Consider the following 21,605-nt stretch of genomic DNA (forward strand, 5'->3'; position numbering starts at 1 on the left):
CGTCAGTCAGGGTATGCGCCAGTTCCTCGTCGTCGGTCACGACGCGCCGACGGACGCCGACTTCTCGCTCGACGACATCGCCGGCGGCGCGGGCCGGCTGGACGTGCTGTGTCGCTGTGTCAACTCGGCGTTTTTCCTCTCTCACGACCTGCGCGAGGAGGTGCAGGTCCACCTCGTGCTCGCCGACGAGTACACCGTCTCCTTCGACGGCGCGGACCTGCGCCGGCTCAACCCCGACGAGCGATCGACGGCCGCGCTGATCAAGGGCGCGCTGGAAGAGAAGGGGGAGGCGATCGGCCACCAGCCCGTCGAGACGAGCCCGGGCGTCTCGCTCTACCGGATGGGCTTTTCGGCGACGTTCGACCGCGTGGCCCGCGACGCGACGGTCGTGCAACTCCACGAGGACGGGGAGCCGTTGGTCGACGCCGAGCCGCCCGAAGACCCGCTGTTCGTGCTCTCGGACCACAACGATTTCGCCGAGGCGGAAGCGGACCGACTCGCTGAAGAAGCGGACCGCCGCGTCCGCGTCGGGCCGAAACGCCTCCACGCCGACCACACGATCACGGTCGCGCACAACTACCTCGACACCGAGGGGTACGAGCGCTACTGAGGGGACTACCGGATCTTCCGCACGTCGCTCACGTCGAAGCCGCCCTCGTGGATCTCGGTCTCGAAGCGGACGATGTTCTCGGCCTCCAACTGCGAGAGCACGCCGCGGAACTGCCGGACGACCATCGTCCGGGCGCGCTGTGAGCCGCCGGACTCCCACGAGAACTCGAAGGTGCCCTCGGAGGCGTCCATCAGCTGTCCGAACTCGGTGCGGGTGATCGCGTCGCGGTTGACGATCATGACGATCAGGCCGTCCCAGGTGTGGGAGGCCTTGGTGAGCCCGCGGATCAGCGTCGTGATGTCGCTCCACTCCACGTCCTCGCCCATCGCGCCGACGAGGTCCGAGATCGAGTCGAGCACGACGAGGTTGCCCGCCGCGTTCTCGTTGAGGTAGTCCCCGAGCGCGCCGAGCACGTCGTCGGTGCCCTCGGCCTTCCCGAGGTCCTCGATCGTCTGGGCCTCGCCCATGTACCACTCCCGCGGGATCGGCGAGAGCTGGAAGTACTCCGGCGAGAGGTCGCGGAACTGCATGCGTTCGGTCACGGCCTCGACGATGTCGTCGTCCATCGAGTGCTGCATCTCGCGGGCGATCTCGTCGCTGTCGGCGGTGAAGGAGACGTAGTGGACCTCCGGCGGGACGACCGACCGTTTGGGCAGGTCGCCGTAGTAGAGGTCGAACAGCTCCGGATCGGCGTCGTACAGCGCGTTCATCGCCGCCGCGGTGTGGGCGAACTCCCGGGCGCCCGCCCCGGACTCCCCGGCCGCGAGTAGCGTACTCCCCGGCGGCGCCCCACCCCGGAGGATGCTGTCGATGCGCGCGACGCCCAGCGGTAGCCGCTCCATGGCTGTTCGGGGGGTCGCCGACCGTATAAAGGGTTCCCGTGTCGGCCGGGTGCGCGCTACGGATCGATCGACGCCCCGCGGTTGCGCCCCGCGGCGACGAGCACCTCTCCGTCGACGCCCGCCGCTTCGAGCGCCGCCGCGCCGGCCTCACGGGCAGCGTCGGCGTGTGCGGCGTCGGTGACGCCGTACACCGCCGGCCCCCACGACGACTGGCCGGCGCCGTACACCGCGGCCGACGACGAGAGCGCGTCGACGACGCCGCCGACCGGCGGCCGGTAGGTCCCGCCCTGCTCGTCGGCGTACCACGCGCCGTTGAGCCGGCCCACCTCGCTCACCGCGTCGCCGAACCGGGCGGCGTCGGCGGCCGCGATCGCGGGCAGCACGCCACGGACCACGACGCCCGCAACGCGGTCGGCGAGTTCGGGCTCGGCGTCGGCGACTGTCCGGCGCATCGCGGCGTCCTCGTCGTCGCCGCTCCGGCCCGACGGCGCGTCGGGGACGACGACGAGAAATCGCCAGTCCTCGGGGACGGAGTGCCGGGCGGACACCTCGGGCACGTCCCACGCCCCAACTTCGGGCGCGTCGGCCGTGAACAGCGCCGCGGGGTGGCCGGCGTCGAGCACGAACCCGCCCCGTTCGAACGTCGCGACGCCGACGCCCGAACGCCCCCCGCGGCCGAGGTCGGGCGCGCGTTCCCGGGCGGCCGGCGCGCGGCCGTACGCCCGGGCGATCGCCGCGAGCACGGCCAGCGCGATCTGCGTGCCGCTCCCGAGCCCGGCGTGGCGGGGGAGATCGCTCTCGACGGACACGTCGGCGCCGGGCACCCCGAGCAGGTCGCAGACGCGCTCGGCATACTCGGCGGCCACCTCGTCGTCGCAGGACACCGTCTCGGCGGTCGTCGCGTCGACGACGAGCGTTGGGCGATCGAGCGCGACGCCGAGCGCGCCGTAGAGCCGGTCGTGTGTCAGCGCGAGGTTGCCGAAGCCGAAGTGGAGCCGCGCGGCCGTCTCGACGCGTGCCATCGTCCGTCCCTCTCGCTCGGGGGCCTTCGCCGTTTCGGCGGCTCGGCGGGGACCGACCACGGGAGCCGGCAGTCGGCGACTGCGGCGTCGTTACCGCTCCTTGGCCACGGTTCGCTCTCGGTCGGGCTCCGTGGACTGCTCGGCGGGCTCCGTCTCCAGCAGCGTGTCGAGCCGGCGTTCGAACTCCGCCTCGGTGAGGTCGCCACGCGCGTACCGCTCCCGCAGCGTCGCGACCGGGGAGTCAGCGGTCTCTGACTCGGAGTCGGCCTCGGCGTCGTCTTCGTAGTACGTCAGGATCGCCAGCGCCGGCGCGACGATCAGCCAGCCGGCGATCGCGACGACCGCGGGGAGGGCGCCGAGCGAGAGCACAGCGGTGAGCGCGGAGAGCCCGAGCGTGACGACCAGGACCAGCCCGACACCGGGCCACGATTTGAGCGGGACCATACCCGAAAAGGCGTCAGGATTCCTGAAAAAACTACCGTCGGCGCGACTCAGATCTCGTCCACGTGCCGGGTCTCGACCGCGATCCCGCGGGTCGACTCCCGCATCTCCCGCCCGAACATCGACGCGCGGCCGACGCCGAACGCCTTCGGGCCGGAGACGATCACTTCGTCGCCCGTGCGGATCTCCTCGTCGGCGTCGACGACGCCCGGCGCGAGCACGCTGCCGTGGGGGACGAACTCGTCGATCTCGACGGTCTTGCTCGGCGCGTCGCTCTCGGCCCACTTCCGGGCGCCGGCGGTCGTGAAGGAGAGCACGCCGTACTGGGGAACCATCGTCGCCAACTGCTCGCCCTCGCTATCCCGGACCTGCAGCTTGGGGTAGCGGCTGGTGGTCTGGATCTCGTCGCTGGGGAACAGTTCCGCGCCCGCCCCCTCGCCGAGCTGGTAGTCGGCCATCGCGCGGACGATCCGGTGTTCGCGGGTGCGCTTCTGGTACGCCTCCTCGCCCTCCAGCGCCGCCGAGAGCGCGTCGAGCGACTCGTCCGTGGTCGGGTGGTCGGCGACGGTGTACTCGAACTCGGCGTCGACGGCGGGCTCGACCGTCTCGCAGATGTCCGTGTACCCCCCCGGCGGGACGTGGGCGATCACGCGGTCGTAGTCGTTGCGCCGGAGGTAGCGCCGCAGCACCTCGGCGACGAACTCCCGCTCGTCGGCGCTCCAGCGGCCCGTGACGACCGTGTCGTACTGCTGTGCGGGGTAGGTGAGTTCGAGTTCCTGCGGGACGACGCCGATGGGCGAGGTCATCGACGCGAGGTGGCCGCGCCACTGGATCGCGTCGTGGAACTGCCGGTGGCTCTGTGACTCGCTGTACGGTTTCTTCGCCGAACAGGGGACCAGCACGAGCGGGCCGTCGAACTCTGTCTCGTAGCGCTCGGTCACGCGCTCGGCGAAGCGCTGGATCTCCGGCCGGCGGATGCTGTCGCCGCTGGCCGCGGCGAGTTCGCTGTCGCGGACGATCGGCGCGCGCTCCTCGACGTACTCGTACTGCTGGTCGAACTCCCGGAAGGCGGCGGTGAGCCACTGATCGTGGCGGGCCTGCCCCTCCACGTAGTCGCGCAGGCGCCCTTCGCGGATGCGCTCGCGGACGACCCGGAGTTCGGTGCGGAGCGCGTTGGCGTTGTGCTCGGCGCAGTCCCGGCGGTCGAACTCCTCGATGGGCTGCTGGCAGGCCGCACACGAGCAGGGAAGCTCCCGGAGGTCTTCGAGGAAGCGCTCGCCCTCGCTGGTGAGGTAGAACCCCTCCGCGCCGCGGACGCGGGCCTTCTTGGCGTCGACGAGGTCGACGCCGGCGTAGACGAGCGTCGCGACGTTCCGCGGGGTGGCGACGCCGGAGAGGTAGAGCGCGGTGTCGGCGGGGATCGCCTCGCGGGTGCGGACGATCGCGTCTTTGAACGCCGCAGCGTGGCCGACGAAGCCGTTGGCGTCGGAGAGCAGGTAGGCGTCGGCGCCCACGTCGCGAGCCTCCTCGCTGGAGAGCACCGCGGCGCTGGGGGCGTCGATCTCGGGGTGGTCGACGCGGAACGACTCCCGGACGGGCTCGCGGGTGCCCGGCGGGAACGCGCGGTGGGGAAGGATCGTGAGGCGGTCGTCGGCGCCCTCGGGGAGCTCGCGGTCCGCGGCCCAGAGGGAGCCGGCGTCCGCCGTCACGTCGTCGACGAGTGCCGGCGTCGTGACGGGATCGGCGAGGCGGAGCTCGCCGAGGCGGGCGGCGCCGTCGCGCCCGTGCACCTCGAAGTACTCGGTCATGGCCGGAACTGGCGCGGGGAGGGTCTTATCGGGTTCGTTGTGACACCGCCGACAGCTTGATGCGCCCAGTGGGACACGAGCCTCTATGGCGGAATCAGGCAGCAGAAGGGGGATCGTCGGCGTACTCCTGCGGGAGATCGGCTTCAACCCCGACGTGGAGAGCGACCGCGAGCCCGACCGTGGCCCCGTCAGGCTACTCGCGAGCGCCGTCGTCGTCCTGACCGGCGTCGTGCTGCTGATCCCGAACGTCACCGTCCTGCTGACGCCCGGGCTCGGGTCGGTCGGGCTCGCGCTCTCGCTGCTCGGCACGGTGGTCTCGACCGGGCTGGTCGCGGCGGGGTACAGCCTCTACCACAGCAACTTCAGCAACCGCAACGCGATCCGGATCGCGATCTGGAACGTGCTCGGGATCGTCGTACTGGGAGCGGTGATGCTCGGCCTGTTCGCCTACCAGCGAAACGCCGGCGCCGCCCCGGTCGACCGGGCGTTCACGATCGCGAACCTGCTCGCGATCGGCGCCGCGGCGCACGTGATCATCGGCGTCTACGACGCCCGGCGTGTCCGAGCCGAGGAGCTGGCCGCCGAGCGCCGGAAGCTGGCGGTGCTGAACCGCGTGCTCCGACACAACCTCCGGAACGAGGCGACGGTGATGCTCGGCCACGCCGACCAGATCGCCGCGATCGCCGACGATCAGGGGGTCGTCGACTCCGCGGAGACGCTCAAGCGACACGTCGAGACTGTCGGCGAACTCGCCGAGGAGGCCGACACCGTGATGAGCATCTACGACCGCCGCGGGAGCGGGCTGGAGGAGCGGTCGGTCCGGGCCGACGCGAGGAAGGCAGCCACCGCGGTCGCGGACGCCCATCCCGACGCCGACCTCACGATCGACGTGCCGGACGGGCTGGAAGTCCGTTCCGACCCCGCGCTCCCGGACGCGCTGGAGGAGCTCGTCGAGAACGGCGTCGTCCACGGCGCCGACGCGCCGGCGGTCACCGTCGCCGCGACCCGCGAGGACGGCCGCGTCGCGATCGAGGTTCGGGACAACGGGCCGGGCATCCCCGAGGAGGAGTACCAAGTCGTCACCGGCGACACCGAGATCACCCAGCTCACGCACGGCTCCGGGCTGGGGCTCTGGGTCGCGCAGGCGGTCGTTGACGCCGCGGACGGGCGACTGGAGTTCGGCTCGCCCACCGAGGGCGGCACGGTCGTCACGCTCCGGCTCCCCGCGGCCTGAGCCGGGGGACGCGGCCCCGTCTGCCGAACCCGTTAGCTTCTTTCGCCGTCCGGTCCGACTCCCGAGGTATGAACCACGAGCGCTCAGGCGAGCTCTACGACCGCGCGCTGTCGGTCATGCCCGGCGGCGTGAACTCCTCGGTCCGGGCGGCGATCGAGCCGTACCCCCCCTTCGCCGACCACGGGGAGGGCGGCCACCTGATCGACGCCGACGGCAACCGCTACGTCGACTGGGTGATGGGGCTGGGCCCACTGCTGCTGGGCCACGACCTGCCCGAGCAGGTGCAGTCCGAGGTCCAGCGTCACGCAAGCGCCGGCCCGATGTACGGGATGCCGACCGAGATCGAGGTCGAGCACGCCGAGTTCGTCGCCCGCCACGTCCCGAGCGTGGAGATGCTGCGGTTCGTCAACTCCGGCACCGAGGCGACGGTGTCGGCGACGCGGCTCGCGCGCGGCTACACGGACCGGAACAAGATCGTCGTTATGCAGGGGTCGTACCACGGCGCCAACGACTCCACGCTCGTCGAGGGCGACATCGACGAGCGCGGCCCCTCCACGCAGGGGATCCCGACCGAGTTCGCCGAGCACACCATCCCGGTCCCGTTCAACGACCCCGAGGCCGCAAGCGAGGCGTTCGAGGAGCACGGCGACGACATCGCGGCGGTGCTCGTCGAACCGATCCTCGCGAACAAGGGGATCGTCCACCCCGTCGACGGCTACCACGAGACGCTCAGAGACCTCTGTGACGACTACGGCTCGCTGCTGATCTGGGACGAAGTCATCACCGGGTTCCGCGTCGGCGGCCTCGGCTGCGCCCAGTCGAAGTTCGGCATCGAGCCCGACGTGACGACGTTCGGGAAGATCATCGGCGGCGGCTTCCCCGTCGGCGCAATCGGCGGGAAGTCGGAGATCATCAGCCAGTTCACCCCCTCCGGCGACGTGTTCCAAGCCGGGACGTTCTCGGGCCACCCCGTGACGATGGCCGCCGGGCTGGAGACGCTGCGCTTCGCCGCCGAGAACGACGTGTACGAGCACGTCAACCGCCTCGGCGAGCAGCTCCGCGAGGGGCTCACCGAGATCGTCCGGGAGCAGGCGCCGAACTACACCGTCGCCGGCACCGACTCGATGTTCAAGCTGATCTTCACCCGCGACGGCCCCGAGAACGTCGCGGATACCTGTGCGGGCGGCTGCAAACAGAACGAGAGCTGCCCGCGCTACGACTACTGCCCGAAAACCGGCGCCGACGTGGCGGCCGCCGAGACCGACCGCTGGCGACGGCGCTTCTGGCCCGCGATGAAGGAGCAGGGCGTGTTCCTCTCCCAGAACCAGTTCGAGTCGCAGTTCGTCTCCTACGGCCACACCGAGGAGGACGTGGAGAAGACGCTGGCGGCGTATCGGGAGGCGCTGTAGCGCCGCCGCGACGACGCAGCGGCGTTCGACGGCGAACGTACCCCTTTTCCCCACCGGTCGCCCAGTTCCGCCCATGAGCACCGACAGGACCCTCCGCCTCGCCACGCGCGGGTCCGATCTCGCCATGCGACAGGCCGCGTTCGTGCAGGAACGGGTGGGCACCCGCCGGCGCCCGGTGGAGCTGGTCGAAGTCCAGACCGAGGGCGACCGGATTCAGGACGAACTGATCGCCGACCTCGGCCGGATCGGCGCGTTCGTCCACGCGCTGGATCGGGAGGTCGTCGACGGCGACTGCGACGCCGCCGTCCACTCGATGAAGGACATGCCCACGGAGTTCGCCGACGGGATGGTCGTCGCCGCCGTGCCCGAGCGCGCCGCCGCGGGCGACCTGCTCGTGACGAAGGATGGGAAGGAGCTCGACGACCTCCACGAGGGCGCCGTCGTCGGCACCTCGTCGGTCCGCCGGACCGCCCAACTGCTGCACGCCCGCCCCGATCTCGACGTGCGGCCGCTCCGAGGGAACGTCGACACCCGGATCGAGAAGCTGCTCGCGCCCGAACTCCAGCGCGAACACGAGCGCCGGCTCGGGACCGACGAGCAGGAGGCGAGCAAGCAGATGCGGGAGTACAACATCGATCCCGAGGGCGAGCTCGACGACGAGAACGAGGGGCTGAACGCGCTCGAAGAGGAGATCGACGAGTTCGATCAGTCGGTCGACGAGTGGTTCGACAGCCTCTCCGAGCTCGAACGCGGCGCGCTGGGACAGGAGTACGACCACGAGTACGACGCCATCGTGCTCGCCGAGGCCGGCCTCGAACGCAGCGGGCTCCGCCACAGGATCGGCACCAGTCGGCTCCCGACCGAGGAGTTCGTCCCGGCGCCCGCACAGGGAGTCATCGCCGTCACCGCCCGGGACGAGGACGTGATCTCCCGGCTGCGGAACAAGCTCGACCACGCGCCGACACGGGTCGCCGTCACCGTCGAACGAACCGTGCTCGCGGAGCTCGGCGGGGGCTGTGTCGCCCCGCTGGGCGTCCACGCGACCGTGCAGGGCAACACCGTCTCCGTGCGCGCACAGGTGCTCTCGACTGACGGCACCGAGGTCGTCGAGGCGACCCGCGATCTCCCGGTCGACAGCCACGTCGACGCGGCCGTCGAGTTCGCCGCCGACCTCGCCGACCGCGGCGCGGACGACCTGATCGCGGCCGCCGCCGAGGAGTAGATGTCCCGCCCCCGCGTCGCCGTCTTCCGTCCGGACGACGGCCGCATCGACGACGCCGCCGATCTTCTCGACTCGCTGGGCGCCGAGCCGGTGCCGGACCCGATGCTGACGATCGAGCCGACCGGGGAGACGCCGCCGGACGCCGACTTCGTCGTCCTCACCTCGGCGACGGGCGTCGAGATCCTCGCCGACGCGGGCTGGACGCCCGGCAACGCCGTTCTCTGCTGTATCGGTTCCTCGACCGCCGAGGCCGCCGAAGCCGCGGGCTGGACCGTCGGCCGCGTCCCTGACCAGTACGACTCCGCGGGGATGGTCGCGGAGCTCGGCGACGAGGTTTCCGGGAAGTCCGTCGCCCTCGCGCGCTCGGACCGGGCGAGCGCGACGATGCCCGAGGGGCTTCGCGAGGCGGGCGCCGACGTGACCGAGACGACGCTGTACCGCCTCGAACGCCCCGCCGACGGCGGCGAGTCCGCAGAACTGGCTGCCCGCGGCGAGCTCGACGGCGCCGCGTTCACCTCCTCCTCGACCGTCGAGGGGTTCCTCGCCGCCGCCGCGGAGCGCGGAATCCGCGAGGACGCGATCGCGGGGCTCGAAGACGCGGTCGTCGGCGCCATCGCGGAGAGCCCCGCGGAGACCGCCGAGGAGGCAGGAATCGCGGTCGACGTGGTGCCCGAGACGGCCGACTTCGCGGCGCTCGCGCGGGCGGTCGTCGAGCGAGCGAAACGCTGCGGGTAGTCACCAGTGGGCTCGGTGGAGTTTCTCCCCCTCGGCGCGGCGCACGTCCGGGATCACCATCACGTCGCTGGTGCCCGCGGCGAACACGTCCGTCGACGCGAGCAGCGGCGGCGAGCCGCGCATCGCGGCAGCGCGTTCGCCCGAGACGCTGTAGACGACCGCCCGCAGGCCGGCGATGTCGATCCCGCCGGCGCACATCGGACACGGCTCCGTCGAGGTGTACATCACCAGCTCCTCGGCGTCGTCTCGTTCCGCGGCGGCGCGTTTCGCGAGCGTGAGCTCCGGGTGCTCGCGGATGTCGCCCTCGGTGTTGATGCGGTTCCCCGCCCGCATCACGATCTCGTCGTCCTTCACGAGCACGGAGCCGTACGGCTCGTCGCCGCGGGCGGCGGCCTCACGGGCACAGTCCAGCGCTTCGCTCATGTGGGAGTCGTGGTCGAACGCGTCGAGGTCCATGCCGGGACTGACGGCGCCGAGGGGATAGCCGTTCGGCCAATCGGCTGAAGTGAGCGCCCGGCGTGGGTCCGAGTGATGGGCGAGAAGCTGGGGCTGCGTAGCGCGGTCTCGATGGCGCTGGGCGGCATGATCGGCGGCGGCATCTACGCCGTGCTGGGGATCGTCGTCGCCGCCGCGGGCGCGACCGCGTGGCTGGCGTTCCTGCTCGCGGGCGCCGTCGCGCTGTGTGCGGGCTACGCCTACGTGAGCCTGAACCGCCGCGTCGGCCACCCCGGCGGCGCGGTCGTGTTCGTGCAGGAGTACCTCGACTCGTCGACGACGGCGGGAATGGTCGGCTGGACGCTGCTCGTTGGCTACCTCGGCTCGATGGCGATGTACGCGTTCGCGTTCGGGAGCTACTTCGTCGACCTCACGGGCGTCTCCCTCGCGGCGACGCTGCCGATCGTCGGCGCCGTCCCCGTGGCCCGCCCCGCGGCGTCGCTCGCCGTCGTCGGGGCGTTCGTCGCCCTCAACGTCCTCGGCGTCCGGGAGACGGGCGCCGTCGAGGACCTGCTCGTCGCGGCCAAGATCGCCGTGCTCGGCGTGTTCGCGCTGGTCGGGCTCCACTACGGCTGGCAGCGGGGGAGCCTGACGCTCGGGCTCGGCGGGATCGGCGGCGTGGGGGCACTGACGGCCGCGGCGTCGTCGTTCGTCGCGTTCCAGGGCTGGCAGCTGCTGTTCTACGATCAGGACTCGATGGCGACCCCCCGGCGGACGCTCCCGCGGGCGGTGTTCGTCGCGATCCCGGTCGCAGTGGCGATCTACGTCGCGATCGCGCTGGTGACGGTCGCGATCGTGCCCGACCTCGTTCGACAGCGGCCCGAGACCGCACTCGCCGTCGCCGCCGGGGAGTTCCTCGGTCCGGCCGGGCGGGCGGTGATCGGCGCCTCGGCGCTGGTGTCGACGGCGTCGGCGATCAACGCGACGCTGTTCTCCTCGTCGCTGTTGACCCAGCGGCTGGTGACCGACGACCTGCTCCCCCCGCGGATCGGCGCCGCCGACGGGGAGATCGACGGCACGCCGCCGGCCTCCGCGGTGGTCGTGCTCGGCGGCATCACCGCCGCGTTCGCTGTGCTCGGCAGCCTGCAGGGGATCACCTCGTTCGCGTCGCTCTCCTTCATCGTCGTCTTCGGGGGTGCCTGTGCGCTGGCGCTGCGCAACGCCGGGAAGCTCGGCTGTTCGCGGCTGATCCCTGCCGTCGGGCTGCTCGGCTGTGGGACGTTCTTCCCCCTGCTGTTCCTCCGCCTGTACCGGGCGGAACCCGCGACGTTCCGGACGGTCGTGGTGGTCGCAGTCGTCGTGGTGAGCGTGGAGCTGCTGTACTTCCGGCGGCCGGGGCTGTACAAGCGGGTTCGCGAGAGCCTGACCCGCTAATCAGACCGTCGGGAGTCGCCAGTCGTACCGGAGCGCGCCGAGGCGGAGCGCGAGCACGACGCCCGCGGCGAGCAGCGTCGTCGTCCCGGTCCCGAGCCCGACGGCGACCGCCGGCGGGGCGACGGCGCCGCCGGCGACCGCCGGCGTCGCGTAGAAGTCCTCGCGGAGCACCGCCGGCACGCGGGCGAGCAGCAGGTCCGAGAGGCTCCCGCCACCCACACCCGTCAGCGTCGCGGTGACGACGACGCCGAACGGGGAGAGGCCGGCCTCGATCCCCACGGCGGCGCCGGTGGCGGCAAACGCCGCGAGGCCGAGCGCGTCCGGAAGCAGCACCGCGGGGCTCTCCATCAGGTCGCCGCGGACCCGCGTCGCGAGCACCACCGCGAGTGCGACCCCCGCGGCGGCGAACAGCACCTCCGTGTTCGACTGGAGCGACGTTGGGATCCGACCGACCAGCAGGTCACGGATCGTGCCGCCACCGAGCGCGGTGAGGAAGCCGAGCACCGCCACGCCGAACAGGTCGAGGTCGGCGTCGCTGCCTTTCAGTGCGCCGACGACGGCGAACGCGACGAGGCCGATCGCGTTCATCGCCGCGAACGCGGGGCCGGCGTCGACCATCAGTCGCTCGCGTCGGTTTCGGAGATCTGCCGGATGCGATCGACGCCGTCGACCTCGTGGATCGTGTTCGCGACCGCATCGGGGACCAGCGACTCCCAGTCGCCGCCGGTGACCAGTCGCTCGCGGATCTCCGTCCCCTCGAGCACGTCGCGCTGGAACATCGGCGACTGGCGCACGTCGACGCCGGACTCCTCGAACAGGCGGACGACGAGGGGGTTGTTCGAGTACGCCACGTCGAACTTCGGGGTCATCGACTGGACGTGGCCGACCCAGACCGCGTTGCGGTCGAGGTCCTCGATCGGGACGACGTAGGTGGGGATGTCGAGCGACTCCAGCGCTTTCGTCACCATCATCACGCGCTCGCCGGCGGTGAAGGGGTTCCGCGTGGTGTGGGAGTCGCCCGCGGAGCCGATGCCGACCACGAGCTCGTCGACCTCCTCGGCGATCTCCGCCACCATCCGGTGGTGGCCGTCGTGGTACGGCTGAAACCGTCCGATGTAGAACCCCCGCATGCTCACGGCGTTCGCTCCCGGGAGGAATAAAAACGACGGGTCACGACGGGACGTTCATTTATAAGCTATCGAGCGGAACGGAGTTCAGAGAAACGCCGTCTAAAGCCAGTATACTGCCAGATTACGACGGAGGAGCGAATTCCGCTGATGGGGGAAAGTATATCAAGCTCACGAGCCACCTTCGAGGTAGCGACAGCGTTCTATGAGCAACGAAACGGACGATACCGACGTGCCCGACGAGGGGGAGCAGGGGGACGATCCCTTCCCGCTCAACGGGTCGGGCGCCCGAGAGGGCGACCCCGACGAACAGCCCGACCCCCCCACGGAGCAGCAGCGCCGCGGGGAGGACGAGGACGACGCCCCCGAGATCGACGACCTCGGGAGCGAGGTGGAGTTCGACGCCGAGATCGCCGGCGACGAGGAGATCGGGAAGGACGACCTGCTCGGCGGGCTCCGCATCGACTCGACCAGCGAGATCGAAGTGCCGGATCGGCTGGTCGATCAGGTGATCGGACAGGAGCACGCCCGGGACGTCGTGATGAAGGCGGCCAAGCAGCGCCGCCACGTGATGATGATCGGCTCCCCCGGGACGGGGAAGTCGATGCTCGCGAAGGCGATGGCCGAGCTCCTGCCGAAAGAGGAGCTGCAGGACGTACTCGTCTACCACAACCCGGACGACAGCAACGAGCCGAAAGTCCGGACCGTGCCCGCGGGGAAGGGCGAACAGATCATCGACGCCCACAAGGAGGAGGCCCAGAAGCGCGACCAGCTTCGCAGCCTCCTGATGTGGATCGTGATCGCGGTCGTCGCCGGCTACGCCATCCTCGCGATGGGGAACCCCATCATCGCCGTGATCGCGGCGGTGCTGATCTACATCGGGTTCCAGTACATCTCGCGGGGCAACGACGCGATGATCCCGAACCTGCTGGTCAACAACGCCGACACGAAGACGGCGCCGTTCGAGGACGCCACGGGCGCCCACGCGGGTGCGCTGCTGGGCGACGTGCGCCACGACCCGTTCCAGTCCGGCGGGATGGAGACGCCGAGCCACGACCGCGTCGAGGCCGGCGCCATCCACAAGGCGAACAAGGGCGTGCTGTTCATCGACGAGATCAACACGCTCGACGTGCGCTCCCAGCAGCACCTCATGACCGCGATCCAGGAGGGCGAGTTCGGGATCACGGGCCAGTCCGAGCGCTCCTCGGGCGCGATGGTCCAGACCGAGCCCGTGCCGACTGACTTCGTGATGGTCGCGGCGGGGAACATGGACGCGATGGAGAACATGCACCCCGCGCTCCGGAACCGCATCCGCGGCTACGGGTACGAGGTGTACATGGACGACACCATCCGCGACAGCCCGGAGATGCGCCGGAAGTACGCGCGCTTCGTGGCCCAGGAGGTCGAGAACGACGGCCGCCTGCCCCACTTCACGGACGACGCCGTCGAGGAGGTCATCCTCGAAGCCCGGCGCCGCGCCGGCCGGAAGGACCACCTCACGCTCGAACTCCGTTCACTCGGTGGGCTCGTTCGCGTCGCGGGCGACATCGCCCGCGGCGAGGGCGCGGAGTCGACGACGCGCGAGCACGTGCTCGAAGCCAAGGGTCGCAGCCGCTCGATCGAGCAGCAGCTCGCCGACGACTACATCGAGCGCCGGAAGGACTACGAGCTGCAGGTCTCCGAAGGCTACCAGGTGGGCCGCGTCAACGGCCTCGCCGTGATGGGGCAGGACTCGGGGATTATGCTGCCCGTGATGGCGGAGATCACCCCCTCCCAAGGGATGGGCGGGCAGGTGATCGCGACCGGGCAGCTACAGGAGATGGCTGAGGAATCGGTGCAGAACGTCTCGGCGATCATCAAGAAGTACACCGACGAGCAGATCTCGGACAAGGACATCCACATCCAGTTCATCCAGACCGGCCAGCAGGGCGTCGACGGCGACTCGGCGTCGATCACGGTCGCGACGGCGGTGATCTCCGCGCTGGAGGACATCGGCGTCGACCAGAGCCTCGCGATGACGGGCTCGCTGTCGGTGCGCGGGGACGTGCTCCCCGTCGGCGGGGTGACCCACAAGATCGAGGCCGCCGCGAAGGCGGGCTGTGACCGCGTGATCATCCCCAAGGCCAACGAGCAGGACGTGATGATCGAAGAGGAGTACGAGGAGATGATCGAGATCATTCCGGTCTCGCACATCTCCGAGGTGCTCGAAGTCGCCCTCGAGGGCGAGGGCGAGAAGGACTCGCTCGTGAGCCGCCTCAAGAGCATCACTGGCTCGGCGCTGGAGAGCTCCGAGGTCACGAAGCCGACGGGCGGGTCGGAGCCGACGCCGCAGTAAGCGGTCTCTTTCGAGGACATCTTTTCGGTGACACCGTAGTGGACAGCGACGGTGTCGACGTTGTCTCACAGTTCCGGAGACGATACTGCCGGGGCAGCGGAGAACGACAGGGGTGATGCGAAGGTCGGATTGTCGGGGTTGGACGCCACGAACGTTCCGAGGCCGCAGTCGAACGACGTCGAGGGGCTCGACCGAGTGAAGCGGTCGGAGTGTTCGGCTCCCCTCGCAGAGTCAGCGGTTGGAGTCTGGCGAGCCCTGGGATTGTCACGAAGGTAGCAGCCGAAGGAGTGCGTACCGGAAGCCACAGCGCGACGCCCGTGTCCGGGAGCGTCGGGATGAATCAGCGGTCCCCCACCGGAGTCGACGCCTCAGTTCCCGGTCCAGCGTAGCAGCGCCAGCGTCCCCTCGTAGAGGACGATCATCGTCGCCGCGATGATGAACGGCGTCATCCCCGTCGGGTCGGGGTTGACGAGGAACGCGATGGTGAGGAAGCCGCCCCAGAACAGCAGGCGCTTGTCCTCCAGCCACTCCCGGGTGACGATCCCCATCATGATCGCGAGCATGATGAACAGCGGGATCTGGAAGATCACCGCCATGTAACTCATCAGGACGATGATCAGCGAGAACGTGCTCTCCAGCCCGTAGGCGACGGTGGCGACGTTCTCGTCGGTGTAGACGGTGAAGTACTGCATGATCGCCGGGATGATCACGAAGTGGGAGAACGCCATCCCGATCGTGCCGAGGATCAGGCTCGTCGGGATCGCCGCGAGGTAGTACCGTCGCTCCCGGGGGTAGAGCCCGGGGCGCATGAACATGTACGTCTCGTAGACGAACACCGGCAGGGCGATGAGCAGCCCCGCCAGCGCGGTCACTTTGAGCTTGGTGAGCACCAGCTCCAGCGGACCGTACACGCGCGGCCGGCGCCCCTCGATCTCGGGCGCACCGGGGATCGCGTTGTTCCAGAGCGCGTCGATGATGTCCACCGCCGTGGGCACCTGCTCGAACGCCTGTCCGAGTCCGAGCAGCGTCAGCGCCACCGCGCCGCCGACGATGAACACCACCGACAGCCGCTTCATCATCTCCTCGATGTGGGCCGCCAGCGGCATCTCCTCGTCCGAGTCGGGGCCCTCACCGAGCAGCCCGTCGTCGGTGTCGAACCCGTCGTCGTCCGTTTCGGCCGCCCGCTCCGTCTCCGGCTCGTCGTCGATCGACGGCATCGTCGCACCGCGCTCCTCGGGCGACGTGGGCGTCTCCGTGATGTCGTAGTCCTCGAAGACGTGTTCAGCCTCGAACTCGTCGTCGTCCTCGCCTTCCTCGTCGTCCGTATCGTCCTCTCCTGTGTCGCTCTCGTCCTCGCGCGCACCGTTGTCGGGGCCGAGCCCCTCGACGTTCGTGAACTCCGGGGCGTCGTCCGCTTCCTCGTCGGACTCGCTCACGTCGTCGCCCGCGTCGTCGACCGGCTCGTCCTCGTCGTGCGGTTCCGACTCGTTCGCCGTCGTCCGTTCGGCGTCGTCCGTGGGCTCCTCCGACGCCGTCCGCTCTTCGTCGGAACCGGGCGCCGACGAGTCGGACGGCTCCCGTCCCTCCTCGTCGTCCGGTTCCTCGGCCATATGGGTCGGTATCGCTCACGCGGTCTTATAGGCCTTTCCGGATCGCCCGCCCGCGAGGTGGAAAGGTTGATAACGCCGAAGTGGCTCCTTCTCGCTATGTCCAGCGCGCTCGACGACGATACCCAGCGCGCCATCGCCGAGGGGCGGGAGACGGCGGGTGCGGTGCTCCGATCCGCACAGAAGGATCTCCAGAAGGTCTTCGTCGTCTTCCTCATCGGTTTCTTGGGCGTGTTCATGACGCTCCAACGGGGTGCGTGGGAGTGGCTCAAAGGCGTCACCACCCGACGCATGCCCGCGGAGCTCCAGTCCCAGTTCGACATCATCGCCCAGACGCCGTTCGACGTGATCCTGCTCCAGGCGAAGATATCGCTCGTGGCGGGGCTGATCGTTGCCTCGCCCGCCCTCGTCTACTTCTCCCGCGACGCCCTGAAGGAGCGGGGGCACTGGCCGTCGATCTCGGTGGCCCGGTGGAAGATCGCCGGGATCGCCCTGCTCGCGGCCGTGCTGTTCATGGGCGGGATGGCGTACGGCTATCTCCTCTTCTTCCCGATCATGTTCAACTTCCTCGCCGGCAACGCCGTGTCGGCGGGGTTTGCCCCCTACTGGTCGATCGTCCTCTGGACCCAGTTCGTCCTGCTGCTGACGTTCTCCTTCGGGCTGGCGGCCCAGATGCCCCTCGCCATCACGGGGCTCTCCTACACCGGGATCGTCCCCTACGAGCAGTTCCGCGACAAGTGGCGCTACGCCGTCGTCGCGATCTTCGTCTTCGGCGCCGTGTTCTCGCCGCCGGACCCGTTCACCCAGATCATGTGGGCGGTGCCGCTGCTCGCCCTCTACGGGTTCAGCCTCTACCTCGCGAAGTTCGCGGTCACGATGAAACGCGGCAGCGAACGGCTCTCCGTCGGCGGCGTGCTCCGGCGCAACTGGAACGCGACCGCGGCGCTGCTCGTCGCCGGCGTCGCCGTCGCGTGGCTCTACGCCAACACGGGCGGCCGCGGCGCGATCAACGCCGGCCTCGAAGCGATCGGCAGCAGCTACCGCGCGCCCGCAGTCGACGGGCTCACGTCGCTCTCGGCGACCGCGAACGTCGTGCTGATCGGGCTCGCCGTCGGCGCCGTCTTCGCCGTCGTCGGCCTGCTGCTGTTCGCGTACCGCGAACTCGAAGAGACGGTCGATCCCGACGCCGAGATGGGCGACCCGACCGGGATCGACCTCGCGGCGCTCGACGAGGACGGCGTCCGCGCGGCGCCGATCGAGGCGTTCGAGTCGATGAGCGAGCCCGAGGCGCTCGAGGCCGCCCAGAACGCCATCGACGAGGGCGACCACGGGAAGGCACAGGCCATCCTCGACCGCCACGACGAGGCCCACGAGCCCGATCCCGACGCGCCCGAGCCCCCGGCTCACGAGAGCGATCCGCTGTTCACCCCGGTCGGCCCGATCGACGCGATCCGGCGCGGTCGGGAGTGGGTCGACTGGGGCCAGCGCCTCCGCCGGCAGGGCCAGCCCCTCGCCGTGTTCGCGGTGGTGCTGTTCGGCCTCGCGTACGCCGTGCTCGGCTACCCCGGCGAGGTGAACGCGCTGCTCGCACAGGGCGGGTTCGAGTTCAGCGTCCCCGCCTTCGGCTACTCGACGGTCGTCGCCGCCGGGATCGCCGCCGCAGGGGTGCTCGCCGTCGTCGCCGGCCTCGTCGGGATCTACGTCCTGCTCGCGTGCTACTTCGCGGGCACCGACCCCACCGCGGTGAACGTCGGGCAGCTCTCGACCGAGGAGCTCGAACGCGCGCCGCCGGCGACGTTCACGGCGCTCAGCGAGCAGGAGGCGAACTTCTACGCCAACCGCGCGCTGGCGGCCGACGACGACAGCCGCGCACGGCTGATCCTCGACCGCTACGACGACGCGACCGCCGCGGCCGAGGCGGAAGACGAGGAGGACGAGGCGGAGCCGGGGAGCGTGAGCGACCGCACCCAGCGCGCCGGCAGCACGTTCCTCGACGAGTTCGCCGAGGACACCGACGAGGACGACATCGGCGGCTACTACAAGGACATCCAGTTCATCATCGGCTCGCTCACCTCGGGGCTGTTCTACATCGTCGGGACGTTCATGGCCGTGATGGCGGGCTCGTTCTTCTGGCTCTACACGGGCGGCATCCGCGACGTGTACGCGGACTTCCTCTCCCGCGTGCCGGGCGAGGTGCTCGAACCCGGGCAGACGGCGATGGAGGCGTCGAAGGTGATCGCGCTCCACCCCGTCGAGGCGCTGGTGTTCGAGGTGAAGTTCTCGGCGCTGCTGGGCGTCGCCGCGGCCCTGCCGCTGATCGCGTACTTCGCGTGGCCGGCGCTGCGCGACCGCGGGTTCGTCCGCGGGCGCCGCGAGGTCATCTTCGGTTGGGCCGCGCTGCTGAGCGCGGGGCTACTCGGCGGGCTCGTGTTCGGCTACTTGGAGGTGGCGCCGCGGATCATCTCCTACCTCGTCGAGGACGCGCTCGCGGCGAACATGACGATCAGCTACCGGATCACCGACTTCTTCTGGCTGATCTTCTTCACCACCGCCGGGATCGGCATCCTCGCGGACGTGCCGGTGCTGATGGCGCTGCTGAACACCGCGGGGATTCCCTACACCGCGATGCGGAACCGCTGGCGCGAGGTGATGATCGGCATGATGCTCGTCGCCGCGCTGCTGACCCCGGCGGACGCGCTCACGATGATCATGATCACGATCCCGCTGATGGCCGCCTACGGCGTCGGTCTCGGGCTGCTGTTCGTGCTCACCCTCGGCGGCCGACGCAACCTCCGGAAACCCACGATCGGTGCCGGAGCGAGCGACGACGGGTAGCACGACCGAAACGCCGTTTTCGCGCCGGTGAACCGACCGCCGAACGGTGCGTTTTTGCGTCCCCCTCGGGTACTCCCTGAAGATGACTGCACGAATACCGAACCGACCGGCACGGACCGCCGTCGGTCAGGCAGCGACCGGGGGAGCGGAGGGCGACCGATGAGCAAGGTGTCCGTCGAGATCCCCGACGAGCTGCTCGAGGATCTGGACGAGCACGTCGGCGACGACGCGAAGTTCGTCAACCGCAGCGACGCGGTCCGGGCGTCGATCCGGAAGACGCTCGACCGCCTCGACGAGATCGACGAGCGACAGGGCCGACTGGAGGAAGACGACGAATGAGCGCCGAACGCCGTCCCCTCCCCGTCGACCGGCTGCTGCTGGTGGCGCTGTTCGTCACCGCGCTCGTCGTCGCCCAGCTCACTGCCGCGAAACTGCTCTCCTTCCAGCTGCCGTTCTCGATCCCGGTCGCGGGCAGCGCGCTCACGCTCCCGGGCGCCGCGCTCGCGTACGCCGTGACGTACTTCGCGTCGGACTGCTACGCCGAACTGTACGGGAAGCGGGCCGCTCGCGAACTGGTCAACGTCGCCTTCCTCATGAACTTCGTCGTGCTGGCGCTGGTGTGGAGCACCATCGTCGCCCCCGCGGCCGACCCCGCGTTCGCGAGCACGTTCGCCTCCGTACTCGGCGCGTCGACGAACATCGTCGTCGCCAGCCTACTGGCGTACGTCGTCAGTCAGAACTGGGACGTGCTCGTCTTCCACCGACTGAAGGATCTCACCGACGGCGACAAGCTCTGGCTGCGCAACGTCGGCTCGACCGCCAGCAGCCAGCTGATCGACACGGTGATCTTCGTCGGCGTCGCGTTCTGGGTGCTCCCCGAACTGGGGATCGGCACCGAACTGGGGCTGCCGCTGGTCGGCGGCGGCCCGGTGCCGAGCGTCGCCGCGCTGATCGTCGGCCAGTACGTGCTGAAGCTCGCGATCGCGCTGATCGACACGCCGTTCGTCTACGCGGTCGTCGGCGCAGTTCGACGACGGGACGCGGGCGAGCGGCGACTGTTCGCGTCGTAGTCGACACGGACTGCGTGGATTTTTCTCGCCGGCGCCCCGAGTCGGCGCCGATGGACGAACAACGTGTCCAGACGGCGCTGTACGCCGCCGCAGCCGTACTGATCGCGGCCGTCGGCGTCGTGTTCGTCGTCCGCCCGGGGAGCCCCGCCGACTGGGCCTACGCGCTCGTCGCCCTCGGGACGGCGTTCTTCGCCGCCAGCGCGGTGCCGCGGGTCCGGGAACACGGCGCGTACAACGCTCTCGGCGCGGCGTTCGCGGCCGCGGTCTGCACCGTCGCCTACGTCGGCAGCGGGGCGCTGTTCGTCGGCATCCTCGCCGTGTTCAGCGCGGTCGGGACGCTCGTCGAGCTGTACAACTGGCGGGCCGGAACGACGTACCTCCGGCTGTAGCGGCCGACAGCTTCCTCCCGTCGCGTATCGACGGTCGTGTATGGGCAGTGACGGCCTCGTCGACCTCGATCAGGACACCTGGACGGTGCTGGCGAAGTACAACCTCGTGCTGACGACGCTGTTCGGGCTGTTGACGGTGTGGGTCCGAACCGCGCCCCCGGCGAACCCAGAGAGCGTGCTGCTCGTCCAGAACGGCGTGCTCGCGCTGCTGTTCGGCTCGATCCAGACGTACGCCTGGATCTCGAGTTAGTCGACGCGCTCGGCGAATGCGAAGTTGGGCTTCACGTCCGTGATCGTGACCTCGACCGTCTCCCCCTCGTCGGCACCGGCGACGAACACCGTGAACGAGTCGACTTTCGCGATCCCGTCGCCCTCCTCGCCGGTGTCGGTGATCTCGACGGTGCGCTGCTCGCCCTCCGAGACGGGCGCGGTGGTGTACCCCTTCGCGACGAGGTACACCTCGCTGGAGGAGTCCCGGGAGGCGTCGGGGTTCACCCGGCGGACGTACTGGAACGACGCCTCGATGTCGGCTTCGAGGTCGTCGAGATCCTTCCCTTGGAACACCTTCGCGACGAAGTCGCCGCCGGGGGCGAGCACCTCCTCTGCGGTCTCGTAGGCGATCCGGGCGAGGTGGACCGAGCGCGCGTGATCGAGTTCGTACTCGCCGGTCATGTTCGGCGCCATGTCCGAGATCACCACGTCGGCCTCGCTGCCGCCGAGCTCGCGCCGGAGACGGTCCCGCGTCTCCGTCTCGGTCATGTCACCCGGGATCGTGCTCACTTGGTGGGCCTCGAGCTCGTCGATGCGCTGGAGATCGACCCCAACGACCTTCCCCTGCGGGCCGACTTCCTCGGCGGCGACCTGCAGCCACCCGCCGGGCGCGGCGCCGAGGTCGACGACCGTGTCGCCGTCGTCGAAGAGGTTCGCGGTCTCGTCGAGCTGCTGGAGCTTGTACGCCGAGCGGGCGCGGTACCCCTCCTGCTTGGCGCGGTTGTAGTAGTCGTCCTTGCCGGTCATCGTCGGCCACCCCATCGAGAAACGGTGCGTGAA

At 70.0% G+C, this 21,605-nt stretch carries 21 protein-coding genes; 12 read left to right on the forward strand and 9 right to left on the reverse strand.

All coding sequences use genetic code 11. The features are described 5' to 3' along the window. Positions 1 to 13: 13 nt before the first annotated feature. On the forward strand, positions 14 to 610 hold the full coding sequence (gene trmY, locus ACQUSM_RS08350) for a tRNA (pseudouridine(54)-N(1))-methyltransferase TrmY (protein WP_435117634.1): 597 nt from the start codon (positions 14 to 16) through the stop codon (positions 608 to 610). Between the two features lie 5 nt (positions 611 to 615). Here the strand turns inward: trmY and ACQUSM_RS08355 are convergent, their stop codons facing one another. The 4 genes from ACQUSM_RS08355 to arcS form a co-directional block, all read right to left on the reverse strand. After that, the gene (locus ACQUSM_RS08355; protein ID WP_435117636.1) at positions 616 to 1,452 is read right to left on the reverse strand and encodes an RAD55 family ATPase; all 837 of its coding nucleotides are present in this window, start codon (positions 1,450 to 1,452) and stop codon (positions 616 to 618) included. A 56-nt stretch (positions 1,453 to 1,508) separates the two neighbouring features. After that, a complete protein-coding gene (locus ACQUSM_RS08360) occupies positions 1,509 to 2,474 on the reverse strand; it encodes a beta-ribofuranosylaminobenzene 5'-phosphate synthase family protein (RefSeq protein ID WP_435117638.1) in 966 nt (321 codons plus the stop codon). A 90-nt stretch (positions 2,475 to 2,564) separates the two neighbouring features. Then, positions 2,565 to 2,918: an SHOCT domain-containing protein gene (locus ACQUSM_RS08365; protein ID WP_435117640.1), complete on the reverse strand. Its 354-nt coding sequence runs from the start codon at positions 2,916 to 2,918 to the stop codon at positions 2,565 to 2,567. Between the two features lie 47 nt (positions 2,919 to 2,965). Further along, positions 2,966 to 4,723: an archaeosine synthase subunit alpha gene (gene arcS / locus ACQUSM_RS08370; protein WP_435117642.1), complete on the reverse strand. Its 1,758-nt coding sequence runs from the start codon at positions 4,721 to 4,723 to the stop codon at positions 2,966 to 2,968. An 85-nt stretch (positions 4,724 to 4,808) separates the two neighbouring features. Between arcS and ACQUSM_RS08375 the strand changes: the two genes are divergently transcribed. From ACQUSM_RS08375 to ACQUSM_RS08390, 4 genes are all read left to right on the forward strand, one after another. Continuing rightward, complete coding sequence (locus ACQUSM_RS08375; RefSeq protein ID WP_435117644.1) at positions 4,809 to 5,957, forward strand: sensor histidine kinase; 1,149 nt, start codon at positions 4,809 to 4,811, stop codon at positions 5,955 to 5,957. Positions 5,958 to 6,025: 68 nt separating this feature from the next. After that, entirely contained in the window at positions 6,026 to 7,366 is a 1,341-nt protein-coding gene (hemL, locus tag ACQUSM_RS08380) for a glutamate-1-semialdehyde 2,1-aminomutase (RefSeq protein ID WP_435117646.1), read from the forward strand. Between the two features lie 73 nt (positions 7,367 to 7,439). Beyond that, positions 7,440 to 8,588, forward strand: coding sequence for a hydroxymethylbilane synthase (gene hemC, locus ACQUSM_RS08385; protein ID WP_435117649.1), 1,149 nt, complete (start codon positions 7,440 to 7,442; stop codon positions 8,586 to 8,588). Continuing rightward, positions 8,589 to 9,323: a uroporphyrinogen-III synthase gene (locus ACQUSM_RS08390; RefSeq protein WP_435117651.1), complete on the forward strand. Its 735-nt coding sequence runs from the start codon at positions 8,589 to 8,591 to the stop codon at positions 9,321 to 9,323. It abuts the gene before it with no gap. Here the strand turns inward: ACQUSM_RS08390 and ACQUSM_RS08395 are convergent, their stop codons facing one another. Continuing rightward, positions 9,324 to 9,779 carry a nucleoside deaminase gene (locus tag ACQUSM_RS08395; RefSeq protein ID WP_435117653.1) on the reverse strand — a complete coding sequence of 152 codons (456 nt, stop codon included), beginning with the start codon at positions 9,777 to 9,779 and terminating at the stop codon, positions 9,324 to 9,326. 75 nt (positions 9,780 to 9,854) lie between these two features. Between ACQUSM_RS08395 and ACQUSM_RS08400 the strand changes: the two genes are divergently transcribed. Next, positions 9,855 to 11,192: an APC family permease gene (locus ACQUSM_RS08400; protein WP_435117655.1), complete on the forward strand. Its 1,338-nt coding sequence runs from the start codon at positions 9,855 to 9,857 to the stop codon at positions 11,190 to 11,192. Here the strand turns inward: ACQUSM_RS08400 and ACQUSM_RS08405 are convergent, their stop codons facing one another. Both ACQUSM_RS08405 and ACQUSM_RS08410 read right to left on the reverse strand, forming a co-directional pair. After that, a complete protein-coding gene (locus ACQUSM_RS08405) occupies positions 11,193 to 11,810 on the reverse strand; it encodes a trimeric intracellular cation channel family protein (RefSeq protein ID WP_435117657.1) in 618 nt (205 codons plus the stop codon). Continuing rightward, positions 11,810 to 12,322 (reverse strand): nicotinamide-nucleotide adenylyltransferase, encoded by a 513-nt coding sequence (locus ACQUSM_RS08410; RefSeq protein WP_435117660.1) that lies wholly within the window; start codon positions 12,320 to 12,322, stop codon positions 11,810 to 11,812. Before ACQUSM_RS08410 ends, ACQUSM_RS08405 begins: the two co-directional genes overlap by 1 nt. A 202-nt stretch (positions 12,323 to 12,524) precedes the next feature. Between ACQUSM_RS08410 and lonB the strand changes: the two genes are divergently transcribed. Continuing rightward, positions 12,525 to 14,654: an ATP-dependent protease LonB gene (gene lonB / locus ACQUSM_RS08415; RefSeq protein WP_435117662.1), complete on the forward strand. Its 2,130-nt coding sequence runs from the start codon at positions 12,525 to 12,527 to the stop codon at positions 14,652 to 14,654. 368 nt (positions 14,655 to 15,022) lie between these two features. Here the strand turns inward: lonB and ACQUSM_RS08420 are convergent, their stop codons facing one another. Continuing rightward, the gene (locus ACQUSM_RS08420; RefSeq protein WP_435117664.1) at positions 15,023 to 16,264 is read right to left on the reverse strand and encodes a twin-arginine translocase subunit TatC; all 1,242 of its coding nucleotides are present in this window, start codon (positions 16,262 to 16,264) and stop codon (positions 15,023 to 15,025) included. Positions 16,265 to 16,360: 96 nt separating this feature from the next. On the opposite strand from ACQUSM_RS08420, the gene tatC reads away from it, so the two are divergent. From tatC to ACQUSM_RS08445, 5 genes are all read left to right on the forward strand, one after another. Continuing rightward, the gene (gene tatC / locus ACQUSM_RS08425; RefSeq protein ID WP_435117666.1) at positions 16,361 to 19,096 is read left to right on the forward strand and encodes a twin-arginine translocase subunit TatC; all 2,736 of its coding nucleotides are present in this window, start codon (positions 16,361 to 16,363) and stop codon (positions 19,094 to 19,096) included. A gap of 159 nt (positions 19,097 to 19,255) precedes the next feature. After that, positions 19,256 to 19,435: a ribbon-helix-helix domain-containing protein gene (locus ACQUSM_RS08430; protein WP_435117668.1), complete on the forward strand. Its 180-nt coding sequence runs from the start codon at positions 19,256 to 19,258 to the stop codon at positions 19,433 to 19,435. Further along, positions 19,432 to 20,166, forward strand: coding sequence for a queuosine precursor transporter (locus tag ACQUSM_RS08435; protein WP_435117670.1), 735 nt, complete (start codon positions 19,432 to 19,434; stop codon positions 20,164 to 20,166). The genes ACQUSM_RS08430 and ACQUSM_RS08435 overlap by 4 nt, the downstream gene beginning before the upstream one ends. A 50-nt stretch (positions 20,167 to 20,216) precedes the next feature. After that, on the forward strand, positions 20,217 to 20,555 hold the full coding sequence (locus ACQUSM_RS08440; protein WP_435117672.1) for a hypothetical protein: 339 nt from the start codon (positions 20,217 to 20,219) through the stop codon (positions 20,553 to 20,555). Between the two features lie 40 nt (positions 20,556 to 20,595). Next, entirely contained in the window at positions 20,596 to 20,805 is a 210-nt protein-coding gene (locus tag ACQUSM_RS08445; protein ID WP_435117674.1) for a hypothetical protein, read from the forward strand. Here the strand turns inward: ACQUSM_RS08445 and ACQUSM_RS08450 are convergent. Beyond that, positions 20,802 to 21,572 (reverse strand): 23S rRNA (uridine(2552)-2'-O)-methyltransferase, encoded by a 771-nt coding sequence (locus ACQUSM_RS08450; RefSeq protein WP_435117676.1) that lies wholly within the window; start codon positions 21,570 to 21,572, stop codon positions 20,802 to 20,804. The two genes, ACQUSM_RS08445 and ACQUSM_RS08450, sit on opposite strands and share 4 nt — an antisense overlap. Positions 21,573 to 21,605 lie beyond the last annotated feature (33 nt).

Source organism: Halolamina sp. C58 (assembly GCF_051195095.1).
In the GTDB taxonomy this organism is placed as follows: domain Archaea; phylum Halobacteriota; class Halobacteria; order Halobacteriales; family Haloferacaceae; genus Halolamina.

Bases quoted from the DNA above. Each gene is read 5' to 3' on its own strand.
- trmY (WP_435117634.1), top strand. From the start codon at position 14: ATGCGCCAGTTCCTCGTCGTCGGTCACGACGCGCCGACGGACGCCGAC.
- ACQUSM_RS08355 (WP_435117636.1), bottom strand. From the start codon at position 1,452: ATGGAGCGGCTACCGCTGGGCGTCGCGCGCATCGACAGCATCCTCCGG.
- ACQUSM_RS08360 (WP_435117638.1), bottom strand. From the start codon at position 2,474: ATGGCACGCGTCGAGACGGCCGCGCGGCTCCACTTCGGCTTCGGCAAC.
- ACQUSM_RS08365 (WP_435117640.1), bottom strand. From the start codon at position 2,918: ATGGTCCCGCTCAAATCGTGGCCCGGTGTCGGGCTGGTCCTGGTCGTC.
- arcS (WP_435117642.1), bottom strand. From the start codon at position 4,723: ATGACCGAGTACTTCGAGGTGCACGGGCGCGACGGCGCCGCCCGCCTC.
- ACQUSM_RS08375 (WP_435117644.1), top strand. From the start codon at position 4,809: ATGGCGGAATCAGGCAGCAGAAGGGGGATCGTCGGCGTACTCCTGCGG.
- hemL (WP_435117646.1), top strand. From the start codon at position 6,026: ATGAACCACGAGCGCTCAGGCGAGCTCTACGACCGCGCGCTGTCGGTC.
- hemC (WP_435117649.1), top strand. From the start codon at position 7,440: ATGAGCACCGACAGGACCCTCCGCCTCGCCACGCGCGGGTCCGATCTC.
- ACQUSM_RS08390 (WP_435117651.1), top strand. From the start codon at position 8,589: ATGTCCCGCCCCCGCGTCGCCGTCTTCCGTCCGGACGACGGCCGCATC.
- ACQUSM_RS08395 (WP_435117653.1), bottom strand. From the start codon at position 9,779: ATGGACCTCGACGCGTTCGACCACGACTCCCACATGAGCGAAGCGCTG.
- ACQUSM_RS08400 (WP_435117655.1), top strand. From the start codon at position 9,855: ATGGGCGAGAAGCTGGGGCTGCGTAGCGCGGTCTCGATGGCGCTGGGC.
- ACQUSM_RS08405 (WP_435117657.1), bottom strand. From the start codon at position 11,810: ATGGTCGACGCCGGCCCCGCGTTCGCGGCGATGAACGCGATCGGCCTC.
- ACQUSM_RS08410 (WP_435117660.1), bottom strand. From the start codon at position 12,322: ATGCGGGGGTTCTACATCGGACGGTTTCAGCCGTACCACGACGGCCAC.
- lonB (WP_435117662.1), top strand. From the start codon at position 12,525: ATGAGCAACGAAACGGACGATACCGACGTGCCCGACGAGGGGGAGCAG.
- ACQUSM_RS08420 (WP_435117664.1), bottom strand. From the start codon at position 16,264: ATGGCCGAGGAACCGGACGACGAGGAGGGACGGGAGCCGTCCGACTCG.
- tatC (WP_435117666.1), top strand. From the start codon at position 16,361: ATGTCCAGCGCGCTCGACGACGATACCCAGCGCGCCATCGCCGAGGGG.
- ACQUSM_RS08430 (WP_435117668.1), top strand. From the start codon at position 19,256: ATGAGCAAGGTGTCCGTCGAGATCCCCGACGAGCTGCTCGAGGATCTG.
- ACQUSM_RS08435 (WP_435117670.1), top strand. From the start codon at position 19,432: ATGAGCGCCGAACGCCGTCCCCTCCCCGTCGACCGGCTGCTGCTGGTG.
- ACQUSM_RS08440 (WP_435117672.1), top strand. From the start codon at position 20,217: ATGGACGAACAACGTGTCCAGACGGCGCTGTACGCCGCCGCAGCCGTA.
- ACQUSM_RS08445 (WP_435117674.1), top strand. From the start codon at position 20,596: ATGGGCAGTGACGGCCTCGTCGACCTCGATCAGGACACCTGGACGGTG.
- ACQUSM_RS08450 (WP_435117676.1), bottom strand. From the start codon at position 21,572: ATGACCGGCAAGGACGACTACTACAACCGCGCCAAGCAGGAGGGGTAC.